The sequence below is a fragment of the Xanthomonas sp. D-36-1 genome (genome assembly GCF_017746155.1).
In the GTDB taxonomy this organism is placed as follows: Bacteria; Pseudomonadota; Gammaproteobacteria; order Xanthomonadales; family Xanthomonadaceae; genus Xanthomonas; species Xanthomonas cissicola.
In genome coordinates, this window is record NZ_JAGHWR010000020.1 from 83,296 (window position 1) to 99,841 (window position 16,546).

13 protein-coding genes and 1 tRNA gene are annotated in these 16,546 nt (G+C 65.8%); 3 read left to right on the plus strand and 11 right to left on the minus strand.

Translation table 11 applies throughout. The features are described from left to right. Positions 1 to 93 precede the first annotated feature (93 nt). Entirely contained in the window at positions 94 to 2,007 is a 1,914-nt protein-coding gene (locus J7367_RS06465; RefSeq protein WP_057661588.1) for a CocE/NonD family hydrolase, read from the plus strand. Here J7367_RS06465 and J7367_RS06470 read toward each other — a convergent pair. From J7367_RS06470 to J7367_RS06490, 5 genes are all read right to left on the minus strand, one after another. Then, positions 1,988 to 3,253, minus strand: a complete 1,266-nt coding sequence (locus J7367_RS06470) for an MFS transporter (RefSeq protein ID WP_081027830.1) — start codon at positions 3,251 to 3,253, stop codon at positions 1,988 to 1,990. The genes J7367_RS06465 and J7367_RS06470 overlap by 20 nt on opposite strands. 83 nt (positions 3,254 to 3,336) lie before the next feature. After that, a tRNA-Pro gene (locus tag J7367_RS06475) sits at positions 3,337 to 3,413 on the minus strand. Positions 3,414 to 3,472: 59 nt separating this feature from the next. Next, complete coding sequence (gene cydX / locus J7367_RS06480) at positions 3,473 to 3,583, minus strand: cytochrome bd-I oxidase subunit CydX (protein WP_022559279.1); 111 nt, start codon at positions 3,581 to 3,583, stop codon at positions 3,473 to 3,475. An 85-nt stretch (positions 3,584 to 3,668) separates the two neighbouring features. After that, on the minus strand, positions 3,669 to 4,820 hold the full coding sequence (gene cydB / locus J7367_RS06485; RefSeq protein ID WP_057661519.1) for a cytochrome d ubiquinol oxidase subunit II: 1,152 nt from the start codon (positions 4,818 to 4,820) through the stop codon (positions 3,669 to 3,671). Positions 4,821 to 4,836: 16 nt separating this feature from the next. Beyond that, positions 4,837 to 6,474 (minus strand): cytochrome ubiquinol oxidase subunit I, encoded by a 1,638-nt coding sequence (locus tag J7367_RS06490; protein ID WP_057661521.1) that lies wholly within the window; start codon positions 6,472 to 6,474, stop codon positions 4,837 to 4,839. A gap of 152 nt (positions 6,475 to 6,626) precedes the next feature. Between J7367_RS06490 and cydD the strand changes: the two genes are divergently transcribed. Both cydD and cydC read left to right on the plus strand, forming a co-directional pair. Continuing rightward, the gene (gene cydD, locus J7367_RS06495; protein WP_057661523.1) at positions 6,627 to 8,363 is read left to right on the plus strand and encodes a thiol reductant ABC exporter subunit CydD; all 1,737 of its coding nucleotides are present in this window, start codon (positions 6,627 to 6,629) and stop codon (positions 8,361 to 8,363) included. Further along, entirely contained in the window at positions 8,360 to 10,045 is a 1,686-nt protein-coding gene (gene cydC / locus J7367_RS06500; RefSeq protein WP_057661525.1) for a thiol reductant ABC exporter subunit CydC, read from the plus strand. The genes cydD and cydC overlap by 4 nt, the downstream gene beginning before the upstream one ends. A gap of 71 nt (positions 10,046 to 10,116) precedes the next feature. Here the strand turns inward: cydC and J7367_RS06505 are convergent, their stop codons facing one another. The 6 genes from J7367_RS06505 to J7367_RS06530 form a co-directional block, all read right to left on the minus strand. Beyond that, complete coding sequence (locus J7367_RS06505; RefSeq protein ID WP_022559274.1) at positions 10,117 to 10,731, minus strand: DUF1294 domain-containing protein; 615 nt, start codon at positions 10,729 to 10,731, stop codon at positions 10,117 to 10,119. Between the two features lie 150 nt (positions 10,732 to 10,881). Next, on the minus strand, positions 10,882 to 12,084 hold the full coding sequence (locus J7367_RS06510; RefSeq protein ID WP_057661528.1) for a homoserine O-acetyltransferase: 1,203 nt from the start codon (positions 12,082 to 12,084) through the stop codon (positions 10,882 to 10,884). Between the two features lie 371 nt (positions 12,085 to 12,455). Further along, complete coding sequence (locus tag J7367_RS06515; protein WP_057661531.1) at positions 12,456 to 13,454, minus strand: tetratricopeptide repeat protein; 999 nt, start codon at positions 13,452 to 13,454, stop codon at positions 12,456 to 12,458. Beyond that, a complete protein-coding gene (locus J7367_RS06520) occupies positions 13,454 to 13,888 on the minus strand; it encodes a cytochrome c-type biogenesis protein (protein WP_057661533.1) in 435 nt (144 codons plus the stop codon). The genes J7367_RS06515 and J7367_RS06520 overlap by 1 nt, the downstream gene beginning before the upstream one ends. After that, positions 13,885 to 14,487, minus strand: coding sequence for a DsbE family thiol:disulfide interchange protein (locus tag J7367_RS06525; protein ID WP_017157799.1), 603 nt, complete (start codon positions 14,485 to 14,487; stop codon positions 13,885 to 13,887). Before J7367_RS06525 ends, J7367_RS06520 begins: the two co-directional genes overlap by 4 nt. After that, complete coding sequence (locus J7367_RS06530; RefSeq protein ID WP_057661590.1) at positions 14,480 to 16,417, minus strand: heme lyase CcmF/NrfE family subunit; 1,938 nt, start codon at positions 16,415 to 16,417, stop codon at positions 14,480 to 14,482. The genes J7367_RS06525 and J7367_RS06530 overlap by 8 nt, the downstream gene beginning before the upstream one ends. Positions 16,418 to 16,546 lie beyond the last annotated feature (129 nt).

Below are 16,546 nucleotides of genomic sequence, written 5' to 3' on the forward strand. Positions count from 1 at the left end.
CGACCCGGTACCTTCGACACTCCCGCAAGCCAGTTGTCTGTGCCTACGCTGCTGCAGTTGTTCATCCTGCCCACCGTTGCTGCCGGAGATTCCATGCGCCGCCTTGCCGCCTGCCTGCTCGCCACCGCCATTGCCGCCGCCACCTGCAGCGCCTGGGCGCAAACCTCGCCGATGACGCCGGACATCACCGGCAAGCCGTTCGTGGCTGCCGATGCGAGCAACGACTACATCAAGCGCGAGGTGATGATTCCGATGCGCGATGGGGTCAAGCTGCACACGGTGATCGTGCTGCCCAAGGGCGCCAGGAACGCGCCGATCGTGCTGACGCGCACGCCTTACGATGCCAGTGGCCGGAGCGAGCGCCTGGCCTCGCCGCATATGAAGGATCTGCTGCCGCCCGGCGACGACGTGTTCGTGGAAGGCGGCTACATCCGCGTGTTCCAAGACGTGCGCGGCAAGTACGGTTCCGAAGGCGATTACGTGATGACGCGCCCGCTGCGTGGGCCGCTCAATTCCAGCGAGGTCGACCATGCCACCGATGCCTGGGACACCATCGACTGGCTGGTGAAGAACGTCAAGGAATCCAATGGCAAGGTTGGCATGATCGGTTCGTCCTACGAAGGATTCACCGTGGTGATGGCGCTGACCAATCCGCATCCCGCGTTGAAGGTGGCGGTGCCGGAAAGCCCGATGATCGACGGCTGGATGGGCGACGACTGGTTCAATTACGGCGCGTTCCGCCAGGTCAATTTCGATTACTTCACCGGCCAGCTGAGCAAACGCGGCAAGGGCGCCGGCATCGCGCGCCAGGGGCACGACGACTACAGCAATTTCCTGCAGGCCGGCTCGGCCGGCGACTTCGCCAAGGCTGCGGGCCTGGAGCAGTTGCCGTGGTGGCACAAGCTCACCGAACACGCCGCCTATGACGCGTTCTGGCAGGAACAGGCGCTGGACAAGGTGATGGCGCGCACGCCGCTGAAGGTGCCCACGATGTGGCTGCAAGGCCTGTGGGATCAGGAAGACATGTGGGGGGCGATCCACAGCTACGCGGCGATGGAGCCGCGCGACAAGGGCAATACCCTCAACTACCTGGTGATGGGCCCGTGGCGCCACAGTCAGGTGAACTACGACGGTAGCGCCTTGGGTGCGCTGAATTTCGAAGGCGACACCGCGCGCCAATTCCGTTCCGAGGTGCTGCGCCCGTTTTTCGACCAGTACCTGGTCGATGGCGCGCCCAAGGCAGACACGCCGCCGGTGTTCATCTACAACACCGGCGAGAACCATTGGGACCGCCTCAAGGCGTGGCCGCGCAGTTGCGACAATGGCTGCGCCTCGGCCAGCAAGCCGCTGTATCTGCAGGCCGGCGGCAAGTTGTCGTTCCAGCAACCGGTGGCCGGGCAGGTGGGGTTTGAAGAGTACGTGTCCGACCCGGCCAAGCCGGTGCCGTTCGTGCCGCGCCCGGTGGACTTTGCCGACCGCACGATGTGGACCACCTGGCTGGTGCACGACCAGCGCTTTGTCGATGGCCGCCCGGACGTGCTGACCTTCGTCACCGAGCCGCTGACCGAGCCACTGCAGATCGCCGGTGCGCCCGAAGTGCATCTGCAGGCCTCCACCAGCGGCAGCGACAGCGATTGGGTGGTGAAGCTGATCGACGTGTATCCGGAGGAGATGGCCTCGAACCCGAAGATGGGCGGCTACGAGTTGCCGGTGTCGTTGGCGATTTTCCGCGGCCGCTACCGCGAGAGTTTCAGCACGCCCAAACCCTTGGCGTCCAATCAGCCGCTGGCATTCCAGTTCGGCTTACCAACCGCCAACCACACCTTCCAACCGGGCCACCGGGTGATGGTGCAGGTGCAATCCAGCCTGTTCCCGCTATACGACCGCAATCCGCAGACCTACGTGCCCAACATCTTCTTCGCCAAGCCTGGCGACTATCAAAAAGCCACGCAGCGGGTGTACGTGTCCCCCGAGCAGCCCAGCTACATCACTCTGCCGGTACGTTGAGCGCGTGGGCGCCGCGTGCCGGCGGCGCCCACGCATCTTCCAGCAGCTGCGGGCGGCAGACCACCCAGGCGGCGGCCAGCTGCACCAGCAGGCAGATGACCAGGAACACGAACGGGGAGGTCCAGCCGCCACTGTGCGCGTGCAGCCAGCCGAACAGGAATGGCCCCAGGCAGCTCACCGCATAGCCCACACCTTGCGAGAAACCGGACAGTGCGGCCGAACCGGCCGCCGTGCGGCTGCGCTGATTCACCAACACCAATGCCAACGGAAACGTGCTCGGCCCCAGGCCGAGCAGGGTCACCCACAGCACCGGTGCGGCCAGCGGCGCCCACCACAGCCCGGCAAACGCGACGAGGTGGCAGGCTGCGCAGAGCAGTACGATCGGAAACGGATTGCGCATGCGCACCGCCAGCGCCGGCATGGTCAGCGCCCCGGCCATGCCCAATGCCGCGAACAACGCCACCATGGTGCCGCCGAACGCAGGCGATGCACCGGCTTCGCGCAGCAGCGTCGGCAGCCAGGTGAACATGGAATAGGTCACCAGCGAGGTCATGCCGAAGGTCACCGCCATGCACCACCCCAGCGCAGTACGGGCGACGCGGCCTTCGGCTTCGGGCGTGGGGGTGACCGGTGCCGGGCCGGTTGCGCGGAGGCGCCGATGGTTGGCGTGCACCAGCGCCCACGCCGCCGTTGCCAGCAGGGCCGGCAGCACCCACGCCACCATCGAACTGCGCCAACCCAGCGCATCGGCCACCGGCACTGCCAGCAGCGCCGGCAGCAGCGTACCGACCTGCAGCACGGTGATGTACAGCGTGCTCACCCGGCCCACGCGGTCGCCGAAGTAACGCTTCTCCAGTGGCGGCAGTACCACGTTGCCCATGCCCATCCCGGCCAACGCCACCAGCGAGCCGACCAGCAACCCGGCGGTGCCCGGCAGCAGCGGGCGCAGCACTAATCCCAGCGTGGCCAACGCCATCGACGCCAGCGCCACGCGCAGCAAACCGAAACGGCGCAGCAACGCGGGCGTTGCCACGCCGGTGAGTGCGAACGCTGCGGTCGGCAACATGCCGAGCGCGCCCATGGTGGGCGCGCCGAAGGCGTACTCGTCGGCAATGCGTTCCAGCAGCGGCGTCAGCGACGTCACCGCGGTGCGCAAGTTGAATGCGGACAGCAAGATCGCGGCCAGCACCAGGCCGCGACCACGCAACTGGGCGGACGAAGAAGACGCGGAAGTGACAACAGACATGACAGACCATCCGCGCCGCGCACCTGCGTGCAACGACGCCTGAAAACACAAAACCGGCACGAGGCCGGTTTGTGTTTTGAAACTGGTCGGGGAGACAGGATTCGAACCTGCGACCTCTACGTCCCGAACGTAGCGCTCTACCAGACTGAGCTACACCCCGAAGGAGCCGCGTATGTTACATAGGGAATGGGGAATCGGCAAGCATCCGATGAAATTATTTTACTGGGGCGGCTCGCCACGCTCGGGCTCGCGTGCTTCGAACCACATGCCGTTGAGCACCGCGGCCGATGCCGCCAGGCCGGTGCCGAGTATCCATGCGAAATACCACATTGGGGTGCTCCTCGAGTCGTTGAAAAAGATGGTGACGCGCGGTGCGGCAACGGCAGCGCAGGCACTGCGATCGCTGCCGCGGCGCTCAGTAGGCGTTGGGATTGGCCGTGACCGCATCGTCGGTGACCTTGCCCTTGAGCACGCGATACACCCAGCTGGTGTACGCCAGCACGATCGGCATGAACACGGCAGTGGCCAGCAACATGATCCACAACGTCAGACGGCTGCTGTATGCATCCCACAGCGTCAGGCTCGCGCTCGGCGTGCTGGAAGAGGGCAGCAGGAACGGAAACAACGCAAAGCCCACCGTGAACACGATGCCGACGATGGCGCTGCCGGAAGCGATGAAGGCCACGCCGCCGCGCCGCATGCGCAAGAGCATCGCGCTCATCGCAAGCCCGACCATGCCCACCAGCGGCGCCACCAATGTGGCCGGCATGCTGCTGTAGTTGTGCAACCAGCCGCCCGCGGCGGTGAGCGCAGCGGTCTTGCCGAGCGGGTTGGTGGCCGCGTCTGTGGCCAGCAACGAGGTCACCGCATAGCCGGGCAGACCCAGCGCCACCCATGCGCCGCCTGCTGCAAACAGTGCCAGCGCACACAGCGCAGCGATGCCGCCGAAACGTGCCGCGCGCTCGGCCACCGGTCCATCGGTCTTGAGCACGAGCATCGCGGCGCCATGCGCGAGCAGCATCGCCACGCTGAGCAAGCCGGCGAGCAACGCGAACGGCGTCAGCAGCCCCAACAGGTTGCCGGTGTAGAACGTGCGCATGCTGTCGTCGAAATGGAACGGCACCCCCAGCAGCACGTTGCCGACCGCCACGCCCATGATCAGCGCCGGAATGAAGCCACCGACGAACAGCGCCCAGTCCCAATTGCTGCGCCAGCGTGCACTCGCCAGCTTGCCGCGGAACTTGAAACCGACCGGGCGCAGGATCAGCGCGAACAGGATCAGGAACATCGCCAGATAAAACCCGGAGAAACTCACTGCATACAACGGCGGGAACGCGGCAAAGATCGCGCCGCCGCCCAGGATCAACCACACCTGGTTGCCTTCCCAGACCGGGCCGACGGTATTGATCACCAGCCGGCGTTCGGCATCGTTGGTGGCGACGAACGGCAGCAGTGCGCCCACGCCAAGATCGAAGCCGCCCATCACCGCATAACCGGACAGCAGCACGCCGAGCAGCAGCCACCAGATCACGCGCAGGGTTGTGTAATCGAGCAATACGAAATCCATGATGTCTCTCCTTCGCTTACGGTGCGCTGCCGGCCACGGCACCGGAACTCAGCGGTGCGTGACGCGACGGGGCGTGGTCTTGCGGGGCATGCTCGTGTGGGGCGACGCGCAATGCGTTGGGCAGCATCGGCGGGAACAGCGCATCCGGGCCCTTGTTGATGGTCTTCAGCGACAACTTGATCGCAATCACCAGTAGCGTGGTGTACAGCGCGGTGAAGCCCACCAGCGTCAGCACGATCTCGTACAGATCCAGCCCCGAGGCGGCGTAGAACGTGGGCAGCACGCCTTCCACCGCCCACGGCTGGCGGCCGTATTCGGCAACGAACCAGCCGCATTCGATCGCGATCCAGGGCAGCGGCAACGTCCACAGGGCCAAGGTCAGGAACCAGCGTTTTTCCTGGAAGTTGTGCTTGCAGGCAAACCAGAAGGCGACAGCGAAAAACGCGATGAGATACATGCCGATGGCGGCCATGATGCGGAAGGTCCAGAACAGCGGCAGCACGCGTGGCACGGTGTCCATCGCGGCCTGGGCAATCTGCTCCGGCGTGGCGTTGCCGATATCGTCGCGGTAGCGCTTGAGCAGCAGGCCGTGGCCCAGGTCCTGCCAATGCGCATCGAAAACCTTGCGCGCTTGGGCGTCGTTCTTGTCGGCGCGGATGCGTTGCAGTGCCCCATAGGCGATTTGACCGCCGCGGATGCGGTGTTCGGCACGGCCGACCAATTCGAGAATGCCTGGAATCGGCTCGTTCAGCGAACGCGTGGCGATCAAGCCCATCAGGTATGGAATCTTGATGGCGTAATCGTTGCGATGGGTGGTCTGGTTCGGAATGCCGAACGCAGTGAAGTCGGCCGGCGCAGCTTCGGTTTCCCACATCGCTTCGATGGCGGCCAGTTTCATCTTCTGGTGTTCGCTGGCGGCGTAGCCGCTCTCGTCGCCCAGCACCACCACCGACAGCGACGACAGCAGACCGAACGCTGCGGCCACCGCAAACGAACGCCGTGCCATCTCAATATGCTTGCCGCGCAACAGGTAAAACGCACTGATCGACATCACGAACACCGCACCCAGCACGTAGCCGGCGCTGACGGTATGCACGAACTTGGCTTGCGCCACCGGGTTGAACAGCACCGCCACGAAATCCACCACTTCCATGCGCATGGTGTCCGGGTTGAATACCGCACCGGCCGGATTCTGCATCCAGCCGTTGGCGATCAGGATCCATAACGCGGAGAAATTGCTGCCCAGCGCCACCAGCCAGGTGGTGATCAGGTGCTGCACCTTGCTCAGGCGATTCCAGCCCAGAAAGAATAGCCCCAGAAACGTGGCCTCCAGAAAAAAAGCCATCAGTCCTTCAATCGCCAGCGGCGCACCGAAGATGTCGCCCACGTAATGGCTGTAGTACGACCAGTTCATGCCGAACTCGAACTCCATCACGATGCCGGTGCCGACACCCATGGCGAAGTTGATGCCGAACAGCACGCCCCAGAACATGGTCATGCGCCGCCAGATCTGCTTGCCGGTCATGACGTAGACGCTTTCCATGATGCCCAGCAGGAACGACAGACCCATGGTGAGCGGCGGAAAGATGAAGTGGTACATCGCGGTGACTGCGAACTGCAGCCGCGACAGTTCGACAACTGTCGAGTCGATCATGGCGGGTGGGCCTGGTTGAGGGGCGGTAAGGAATGTGGCGATCATCTGCCGCGATCGCGTCGGCCGCGTTGATCCAAATCAATGCGGCCCCGGACAGGTGCGTCACACTGTCTATCCCCCGACCGGGAGGCGGCGACTTACAATCGCGTGCAATGCGCAGTCTTCAGAAGAGCGACGTGGGCCAGCCCAGCGTGCAAGCCAGCGAAACGCCCGCCCGGCGCCGTCAACGCGGCCAGTGGCTGGATGCGCTTGCCGCATCGGCCACGCGTGCGCGGCGGCTTGCCGGGGTTGCGGTGGCGTTGTCGGGTGTGTTGCTGCTCGTGCAATCGGCTGCGATCGCCTGGCTGGTACAGGCGGTGCTGGTGCAGCACCTGGCGTTGACGCAATTGCGCAACGTGGGCGCGGGCTTGCTGCTGGCGCTGATCGGGCGCGCACTACTCAACGCCTGGGCGCAATCGCTGACCGGTGGAGTGGCCGACGTGGCCAAACGCGAACTGCGCACGCGCATTGCCAGACGCCTGACGCAGCACGGACCGCTATGGTTGCGCCGGCAGCGCAGCGGCGAACTGGGCGAATTGAGCCTGGCGCATACCGATGCACTGGAAGGCTATTTCGTCGGCTACCAGCTCGCGCGCATCGAAATGTTGCTGGTGCCGCCGCTGATCCTGATCGCGGTGTTTTCGGTCGATTGGGTGGTCGGGCTGGTGTTGCTGCTCACCGCGCCGCTGATTCCGTTCTTCATGATGCTGGTGGGGTGGGGCGCCGAGGCCGCAGGGCGCGAACAACTCGGCGAGTTGGCGCGCATGGGCGGGCATTTCGCCGATCGCCTCAAGGGCCTGGGATTGCTGCGCGTGTATGGCCGCGGCCAGGCTGAGTTGCAGGGCATTGCCGCCGCTGCCGAGGGCGTGCGCGAGCGCTCGCTGAAAGTGTTGCGTATCGCATTCCTGTCGTCGACCGTGCTGGAATTTTTTGCCTCCGTCAGCGTGGCGATCGTGGCGCTGTACTTCGGTTTGAGTTATCTGGGCATGCTCCATCTGCACGGTATGCCGTCGCTGGGCGCGGGCATGTTCTGCCTCTTGCTGGCGCCGGAATTCTTCGCGCCCCTGCGGCGCCTGGCCGCGCATTACCATGACCGCGCAAACGCCTTGGCTGCAGTGGCCGAGGCCGAGCGGTTGCTGCAGGGTTTCCAGCCGCCTGCTGTTGCAGACACCGGTGCGCTACCCGCACGTGCCCTGGAGCCAGCACAAGCGCATGCGCCCTTGTTGCAGGCACGTCGATTGGCACTGCGTCCTGCCGGCGCACCGCAGGTGATGGTCAAGGAGTTTGCGTTGACGCTGGAGCCCGGGCAGCGCGTTGCAGTGATCGGCGCCAGCGGCAGCGGCAAGAGCACGCTGCTGGAAGGACTCGCTGGTTGGCTTGCACCCGAGGCGGGCAGCGTGGCCGTGCGCCCGGGTGCGCGCATTGGATATGCCACGCAGCGGCCCTACCTGTTTCACGGCAGCATCGCCGACAACCTGCGCCTGGGCGACCCGCAGGCCAACGATGCGCGCCTGCATGCGGTGGCCGAGGCGGCGCAAGTGCTGCGCTTTACCACGCACTTGCCGGCTGGCCTGGACACGGTGATCGGCGAGCGTGGCTTTGGTTTGTCCGGTGGCGAAGCCCGACGCGTGGCGTTGGCGCGGTTGTTGTTGCGCGAGCCGGATGTGTTACTGCTGGACGAACCCACCGCCTTTCTCGACGCGGACACCGAAGCGGAATTGCTGCGTACGCTGGGCATCTTTGCGCGCGGCCGTGCGGTCGTTCTGGCGACGCACAGCGCTGCGGCGATGCGTTGGGCCGACACGGTGATCGATCTGCGCGGCGCGACGGTCACGGTGGAGGCACCATGAGCCGCGCCCAGCCTGATCGTTTGCGCGATGTGTTCGGTCGGCATGCCTGGCGTCTGCTGTTGTCGGCAGTGCTGGTGCTGGTCACCATGCTTGCCGGTGTCGGCCTGCTGGGCTTGTCCGGCAGCTTCCTGACCGCCGCTGCGCTGGCAGGCGTTGCCGGTATGGGGACCGGCTTCAATTTCTTCTCGCCGTCGGCCGGCATCCGCGCCTTGACCTTCGCGCGTATCGTGTCGCGCTACGGCGAAAAGTTGATCGGGCACGATGCCACCTTGCGCATCGCCCGCGATCTGCGGGTGTGGTTCTTTCGTCGCGCCTTGCCGCTGGCGCCCGGGCGATTGTCGGCCACCCGCACCGGCGATCTGCTGGCGCGGCTGATGTCCGACATCGGCGAGGTCGACGGCCTCAGCGTGCGCGCATTGGCACCGCTGGTCGCGTTGCTCGGCATCTGGCTGGGCGGTGTCGCCGCCGCTGCACTGATCTATCTTCCCGCTGCATGCTTGTTGCTGGTGCTCGGCGTGCTGATCGGTGGGCTGGTGCCGTGGCAGGTGGCACGCGGCGGCGCGCAGCGCGAGCAGTTGCGTGCGCAGCAGCGCACCACCTTGCGCACGCAGGCATTCGAAGGCCTGGAGGGCGCAGCCGACCTTGCTGCGGTCGATGCGCAGGGCGCCTGGCTGCAGCGCAGCGACGCCGCGGCCGCCGCGGTCACCGGCGGCGATTGCATCCAGCGCAGACGGCTGATCACCGGCAACCTGCTGCATGCGCTCTGCGGCGGGCTGGGGCTGGCCGGCATGCTGTGGCTGGCACTTGGCGCGGCCGAAGGCGGGCTGATCGCCGCCGAACTGGCTGCAGGCCTGGTGTTTTTGACCATGGCGTTGCTGGAAGTCTGGGCCGGTGCCGGGCTGGCGTTACAGGCGCTGCAAAGCGCGCGCGTTGCCGCCGGGCGCCTGCAGGCCATCGTCGATCAAGCGCCATCGGTCGGCGATCCGACGCACGCAATCGACGTGCCGCGCACTGGTACGCTGCAATTGCAGCAGTTGTCGTTTGCCTGGCCCGGTAGCGTGCGCCCGGTGCTGCATGCGCTCGATCTGACCCTGGCGCCGGGCGAGCGCATTGCCATCAGCGGCGACAGCGGCAGCGGTAAAAGCACATTGTCGGCGTTGTTGCTGCGGCTGTGGGATCCGCAGGCCGGGCAGCTGCGCTACGCCGGCATCGACCTGCGTGACGTCGCACAGGCGCAATGGCACCAGCGTATCGCCTGGCTGCCCCAGAATGCGCCGGTGTTTGCCGGCAGCGTGCGCGACAACCTGCGCATCGGCGACGCCACTGCCGACGATGCCGCGTTGTGGCAGGTGCTCGAGCAGGTGCGTCTGGGCGCGTGGGCCAGTGCGAACAACGGCCTGGACACCTGGGTAGGCGAAAACGGCGCCACACTGTCTGCCGGCCAGGCGCGCCGGCTTGCCCTCGCGCGGGCACTGCTGCGCGATGCCCCGATCCTATTGCTCGACGAACCCACCGATGGTCTGGACGTGGATACCGCCGACGCGCTGCTGCTCGACCTGGCCGCCGCACTCGGCGAACGCTCGCTGGTGATGATCACCCACGACGCGCTACCGCGCGGTGTCGTGCAACGGCATTACCGGATGCGTGAGGGAACGCTGGAACTGCTCGATCAGAACGCATAGCCAATCGCTGCGGTCCTCGAACGTGGTCGCGGGATGCGCATTGATCACCTGGCCGCACGCTGTTGGTCGCGTCAATCGAACAGCACCGGAAGCGAGGCCATCAGATCGGTCCCGGTCACCGCCAGCACCAGCGCGCCGACGTTCAACGCAACCGTGAGCCAGAACGTCAGCTGAAACGCCGCCTTGCTGCATTTGTGCCGGTGGATGTCCTGCGCCAGCAATGCACCTGGCCAGCCACCGATCAGCGCCAGCAGGTGCAAGCTGGATTCGGGTGTACGCCATTGATTGCGTTGCGCGGCCGATTTGTCCATCGCATAGATCAGCAGCGTGACCAGGCTGGCCGCCGCGTACCAGAGCGGTACGATCACCGGTACCGCGTGCATCAGCGTGGCTGCCGTCAAGGCGAGCATCGACACCGCAGCCAGCGTCTTGCGCGGCAACCCGCTGCGACGCTGTTCGGTTCTGGCGGCGGTGGTACGGTCTGCCCAACGCACTTGCGTGGCATTCAGGCGCTTGTGCGCATCGCGTTCGATTGCATACGTGATGATCTCCCCATCGCGCGGGCGACGCGTCTTCTGTGCAAATGCGCTGATATGGACGAATGCACGGTCGCCACCACCATGGGGCGTGACGAAGCCAAAGCCCTTGTGATCATTCCAGTCGCTGAGACGTCCTTGATAGCGCATTGGCATAGCTCTGTCGGATGGTTTGGCTTGCCGGTGCGGTCTGCGCGTCTATAACGCATCAATTGCTCAGCCGGCAAAGCAGCGGTGATGGTCGTCCTATTGCAGCAACATCGGAGGATATTCGGCAGCGCAGAGCGAGGGTCAAGGAGCTCAACAGTCCTGCAAGAAGTCGCTCACCGCTGGGCCGAAGCGGGCGAAATCGACCAGGAACGCGTCGTGGCCTTGCGGCGAGTCAAGACCGATGAATTGCGCATCGGCGCCGCCGGCGCGCAGGCCGTCGGCGATCTGTTCCTGCTGCTGCACCGGGAACAGGATGTCGGTGTTGGCACCGATCGCCAGCGCACGCGCGATGCGAATCCGCGCCAGCCCGGCGAGCACGGTTGCGGCGGTCGAGATGCCGGTCTCCGGCTTGGCGGAGGCGGGCAGGGCAGCTGCACCGGGGCTGTCCATGCCGACGTTGGCGGCCGGTTCGTCATCGACATACTCGGCCAGGTCGAACCAGTCCATCGAGCGGCTCAGATACAGATAGCAGTTGGGGTCGAAGAAGCGCACGAAGCGACGTGCGTGGCCTTCCAGGTAGCTTTCCACCTGGAATTCCAGGCCAAACGGATCATCGGCCGCCTGCTCCGAATCCAGCCGCACGCGGCCGAAACGGCCGTCCCATTCCAGCGCCGAACGATACGTGATCACGCCGAGCTTGCGCGCCATGCGCATGCCCGATTCCGGGTAGCGCACATCGTCGTAGTGGCCGCCGTTCCAGTGTGGATCCAGCCGGATCGCCTCGCGTTGCAACGAGCGGATTGCGATTGAAAACGGCAATGCCTGCGCGCTGCCGGAAATATTGATGTGGCTGCGCGCGATGCCAGGATGGCGCAGCAACAGCGCCAGCGCGGTCATGCCGCCCATCGAGTTGCCGATCAGGCAGGCCAGCTGCGCGATACCCAGCGCGCGTACCACATCGGCTGCGGCGTCGGCCACGTCTTCGATCGACAGGTCCGGAAAGGTGAGGCGATACAGCAAGCCGGTGGCAGGGTTCACCGAAGCCGGCCCGGTCGAGCCCTTGCAACTGCCCAACGAATTGACGCACACCACGAACCAGCGTGTGGTATCGATCGGCTTGCCCGGCCCTAGCATTGCGTCCCACCAGCCCGGCTCTGGGTTGGCCTGGTTTGCCGCCGCGTGCGCGTTAGGCGACAGGCCGGTGACGATCAGGATCGCATTGCTGCGGTCTGCTGCCAGCGTGCCCCAGGTCTCGTACGCCACGCGTGCCTGATGCAGCACGCCGCCGCGTTTCATCGGAAACGGTGAGGGCAGGGCGTGGTACAGCGTGCCGGCGGGGATGAATTCAGTCATGGGCCAATTCTATCTGCCATGGCACGCGCCAGTGTGCAGGATGGGAATGGGAAATCCGGAATTGGCTGGAAGCCATGCGCTGCGTGATGCCACTTTGCAGGGCGGCAGACCTGCGGTTTGGCTGCAAGACCCTTGCATGCCCACCAGCGCGGAACGCTGCAATGCGTCCTTGCAAGCGCCTGAGCGACATCCGTGCCGCGACGGTGAGCAGGCAAGGGCCGGTCGAGATGGTCGGTACAGATGATTTGAACATCGCAACCGACCAGGAGCGACCAACAGAACTCCTGCGCAGCCGTCAGGCTGGCGCAGATGGTGTTTGGCATTCTTATGCGGCACTGCGCCGAAGCGTCGCAATGAGACGCAACACGCCATCAGCGGCCGATCACCAGCTCCACTGGCGCGTCCGCAGGCAGTGCGATCGTCACCGGTGCGCTTTCCACGTCGTCGGCCTGACGCATGGCGTTGCCGCTGCGCGACAGCCGGGCCAGCAGCTGTACCTTGTCCAGCGTAGGCATCGGGCTGTCGCCATCGTCCAGCATGATGGTCAATGGAAGCTCGCTCAGCGCGTGTTTTTCCACCGCCACCGGCATCGGCGTGTCGGCCGCGCGCGCGATCACGAACACGCTGGTGTCGCCGGACAATCCGGCGCGCTTGGCGAATTCGGCATCCAGCGTCACGCGCACCTGGATGCGTTTGTCGCTCGCTGCAGCGGCGGTAGGTGCAGCCGGTGCCTGGATCGGCTCGAGCTTGGCGTCCTGTCGGGCTGCATTGATCTGTTCGAGCAGGCCAGGGCGGGTTGCGACATCGACCACGCGCAATAGCGGCTCCCATGTCGCACTGGCCTTGGCCGGCTCACCGGCCTGGCGCTGCACCACCCCCAGGAACCAGCGTGCGCGTTGATGGTCCGGTTGCACCGCCAGCGCGTATTCGAGCAGGCGCATGGCTTCCGGATCCGGGCGACCGCTGTCGTCGGCAAGCATGCGCGCCTGCGCCGCGGCGACCAGCACGTCCGCTTCGTCCGGACGCAGTGCCACCGCGCGTGCGAAGGCATCGCGCGCTTCGGCAAATTTCTGCTGGCTGGACAGCGAGCGCCCCAGCAACACCCAGCCTTCGGCCTGTTCGGGGTTACTGGCCAGCGCCGCGCGCAGCTGCACGATGGCTTCATCCAGCGAACGTGGCGTGGCCGGGCGATTGGTCGGCTGGGTGATGGCGCCTGGCGTGCCGACCAGCCAGTACAACGCCGCACTCGCGGCCAGCAGCAACACTGCCACGCTTGCGGCCAGGCCGCGCGCCTCGCGCCACAGCGGGCGCACCACCACGCCGAAGGCCAGCAGCGCAATCACGATCCCCGCGATGACAAAGCCGGCCATCACCACTCCTGCTCATCGGCAGGCATGGCAGGCGCGGCCACGCTGCGTTTGCGTACCACCAGCACAACGGCGCCCGCGCCCAGCAGCAACACCAGCAGCGGACCGAACCATAGCAGCCAGGTGCGCGACTCCACACGCGGACGGTACAGCACGAACTCGCCATAGCGCGCGACCAGGAACTGGCGGATCTGCGCATCGCTGCGGCCTTCGTGCATCAGTGCCAGCACCTCGCGGCGCAAGTCCTGCGCAATTTGCGCGTTGGAATCGGCCAGCGACTGGTTCTGGCATTGCACGCAGCGCAACTCGGCGGTAAGTGCATGAAAACGCGCCTCCTCTTCGGCCGATGCATAGCGCAGCGGCGCCGGGTCGCCGACCGGCTGGGCAACGGCCAGCCAGGGTAGCAACAGCAGCAGGAGCAGCCAGGTGCGCGTCATCGTTTGGCGTGCAGGTCCGGTGCGGCAGTGGGGGAACGCTCGATCTTGCTCAGCGCCGGAATCAACTGGGTGTCGATGATGGATTGGGTCAGCATGCCACTGTACTTCCAGCGCACCACGCCACGCCCGTCGACCAAGAAGGTTTCCGGCGCGGCGGCGATGCCGAAATCGATGGCGGTGCGGCCATCTTGATCGGCGACCACAAGCAGATACGGGTTGCCGAGTTGTTCGAGCCAGCGCAGCGCATCGTTGCGCTCGTCCTTCCAGTTGTAGCCGATCACGCGCACGCGTTTGGTCAGGGCGAAGCGGCTCAGCACCGGGTGTTCTTCGCGGCAGGCCGGGCACCAGCTGCCCCACACGTTGATGATGTATGGCGCGCCGCGCAATTCGCGCGCATGCACCACGATGGCCGGGTCGTGCAGCAACGGCAGCGCGAATTCCGGCGCTGGTTTGCCGATCAGCGCAGAGGGCAGGGCATCGCGATCGTCCTGACCGGAGCGCACCACCGCATAGACCAGCAGCGCTGCCAGGGCGAGCAGCAGCACGATGGCGCCCACGAGAACCGCAGTGGGCAGGCGGGGCGAACGTGACTCAACCATCTTGGATCTCCGGAGAACGACGAAAACGCCGGTCGGCCGCGGTCACCAGGCCGCCAAGCGCCATCAGCAACGCTCCCAGCCAGATCCAGCGGACGAACGGTTTGAGGTGGACACGCACCGCCCAGGCTTGATTGCCCAGCGGTTCGCCAAGGGCGACATACAGATCGCCAAACGGACCAGGGCGGATCGCCGCCTCGGTCAACGTCTGGCCGCCACTGGCGTAACGGCGCTTTTCGGCATGCAGCGCGTCTACCGGGGCATCGTCCTTGAATACCTGCAGGTTGGCACGGTCGGACACGTAATTGGGCCCGCGCCGTTCTTCGATCCGGTCGAAATGCAGTGCATAGCGGCCGATCTGCACCTGTTGCCCGGGTGCCAGCGCCACTTCGCGCTGCAGGCTCAATCCCTCCACCAGCATGGCACCGGACAGGAACACCGCAACGCCCAGGTGCGCCAGCACCATGCCGAGCATCTCGGCAGTGAATTTGCGCCCCTTGGCCGCCCGTCGCGTCCACAGGAAGCGCGTGGTGCCCAGCAGCACCCAGGCTGCACCGGCGACACCGAAGGCGGCTTTCAATTGTCCCTGCGGCGCGGCGAACCAGGCCAGTACGCCGGCCGCCACCGCCAGACCCGCCCACGGCGCCAGCATCGCCATCGGCCGCGAAGCCTGTTCGCGCTGCCAGCGGGTGAGCGGGCCGAAGGGCAACAGTGCGACCAGCGGCGCCATCAACACCACGAACAAGGTGCCGAAGTAGGGTGGCCCAACCGACAGCTTGCCCAGCCCCAAGGCATCGGCGAGCAGCGGATACAAGGTACCCAGCAACACCATTGCGCAGGCGCAGGTGAGCAACAGGTTGTTCAACAGCAACAAGGTTTCGCGCGAGCTGCCGGCGAATGCGCGACGCGGATCGTCCACCACCGACAGAAGCGGCGCGCGCAACGCATACAGCAGCAACGAACCACCGACCACGGCCAGTAGGAAGACCAGAATGAACAGCCCACGCGACGGGTCGGCCGCGAACGAGTGCACGCTGGTCAGCACGCCCGAGCGCACCAGAAAGGTGCCCAGCAGCGACAGCGCGAAGGCGGCGATTGCCAGCAACAAGGTCCAGCTGGCGAAGCTGCCGCGCTTTTCGGTCACCGCCTGCGAATGCAGCAGGGCGGTGCCCACCAACCACGGCATGAAACTGGCGTTCTCCACCGGGTCCCAGAACCACCAGCCACCCCAGCCCAGCTCGTAGTACGCCCACCAGCTGCCAAGCGCGATGCCGACGGTGAGCATCGACCAGGCGACATTGGTCCACGGCCGCGTCCAGCGCAGCCAGCGCGCATCCATGCGGCCTTCCAGCAGTGCGGCGATGGCGAACGCGAACGGCACCGCAAAGCCGACGTAGCCGCAATACAGCATCGGCGGATGGACGATCAGCCCCGGGTCCTGCAGCAGCGGATTGAGGTCGCCACCTTCCAGCGGCACCGGGAACAACCGCGCGAACGGGTTGGAGGTAAACAGCAGGAAGGCCAGAAACCCAATGCTTACCAGCGCCATGACGCCGAGCACCCGCGCGATCACGTGCGCGGGCAGCTGCCGCGACCAGAGCGCCACCGCGCCGGTCCATAACGCCAGTACCAGCGTCCACAGCAGCAGCGAGCCTTCGTGCGCGCCCCACACTGCCGAATAGCGGTACATCACCGGCAGCAGGCTGTTGGAATTTTCGGCGACGTAGCGCACCGAAAAATCCTGCACCAAGAAGGCGTGCGTCAACACGGCGAAGGCCGATGCGATCAGTGCCAGCTGCACCAGCGCCGCCGGTCGCGCCACGGCCATCCAGCTGCTGCGTCCGCGCTGTGCGCCTGCCAGCGGCACCACGGCCTGCACCAGCGCCACCAGCAGGGCCAGCACCAGCAGGAACGTCCCGAGTTCAGGAAGCATCGGGCCGGCGCGTTGTCGAGCGTGGGCCGGTGCCACAACGGCAAGTGCACTGCCGAGTCCGCATTCCTGCAGCGGTTGCACCTGCTTGCCCACGCGCGGTGACTTCATTACCTGCGCACGCACCGCGCA

What these genes read in the sequence shown, in the direction of transcription:
- J7367_RS06525 (WP_017157799.1), bottom strand. Translation starts at nt 14,487, where the DNA reads ATGGTTGAGTCACGTTCGCCCCGCCTGCCCACTGCGGTTCTCGTGGGC.
- J7367_RS06505 (WP_022559274.1), bottom strand. Translation starts at nt 10,731, where the DNA reads ATGCGCTATCAAGGACGTCTCAGCGACTGGAATGATCACAAGGGCTTT.
- cydB (WP_057661519.1), bottom strand. Translation starts at nt 4,820, where the DNA reads ATGGATTTCGTATTGCTCGATTACACAACCCTGCGCGTGATCTGGTGG.
- J7367_RS06530 (WP_057661590.1), bottom strand. Translation starts at nt 16,417, where the DNA reads ATGCTTCCTGAACTCGGGACGTTCCTGCTGGTGCTGGCCCTGCTGGTG.
- J7367_RS06465 (WP_057661588.1), top strand. Translation starts at nt 94, where the DNA reads ATGCGCCGCCTTGCCGCCTGCCTGCTCGCCACCGCCATTGCCGCCGCC.
- J7367_RS06520 (WP_057661533.1), bottom strand. Translation starts at nt 13,888, where the DNA reads ATGACGCGCACCTGGCTGCTCCTGCTGCTGTTGCTACCCTGGCTGGCC.
- cydD (WP_057661523.1), top strand. Translation starts at nt 6,627, where the DNA reads ATGCGCAGTCTTCAGAAGAGCGACGTGGGCCAGCCCAGCGTGCAAGCC.
- J7367_RS06510 (WP_057661528.1), bottom strand. Translation starts at nt 12,084, where the DNA reads ATGACTGAATTCATCCCCGCCGGCACGCTGTACCACGCCCTGCCCTCA.
- J7367_RS06470 (WP_081027830.1), bottom strand. Translation starts at nt 3,253, where the DNA reads ATGTCTGTTGTCACTTCCGCGTCTTCTTCGTCCGCCCAGTTGCGTGGT.
- cydX (WP_022559279.1), bottom strand. Translation starts at nt 3,583, where the DNA reads ATGTGGTATTTCGCATGGATACTCGGCACCGGCCTGGCGGCATCGGCC.
- J7367_RS06490 (WP_057661521.1), bottom strand. Translation starts at nt 6,474, where the DNA reads ATGATCGACTCGACAGTTGTCGAACTGTCGCGGCTGCAGTTCGCAGTC.
- cydC (WP_057661525.1), top strand. Translation starts at nt 8,360, where the DNA reads ATGAGCCGCGCCCAGCCTGATCGTTTGCGCGATGTGTTCGGTCGGCAT.
- J7367_RS06515 (WP_057661531.1), bottom strand. Translation starts at nt 13,454, where the DNA reads ATGGCCGGCTTTGTCATCGCGGGGATCGTGATTGCGCTGCTGGCCTTC.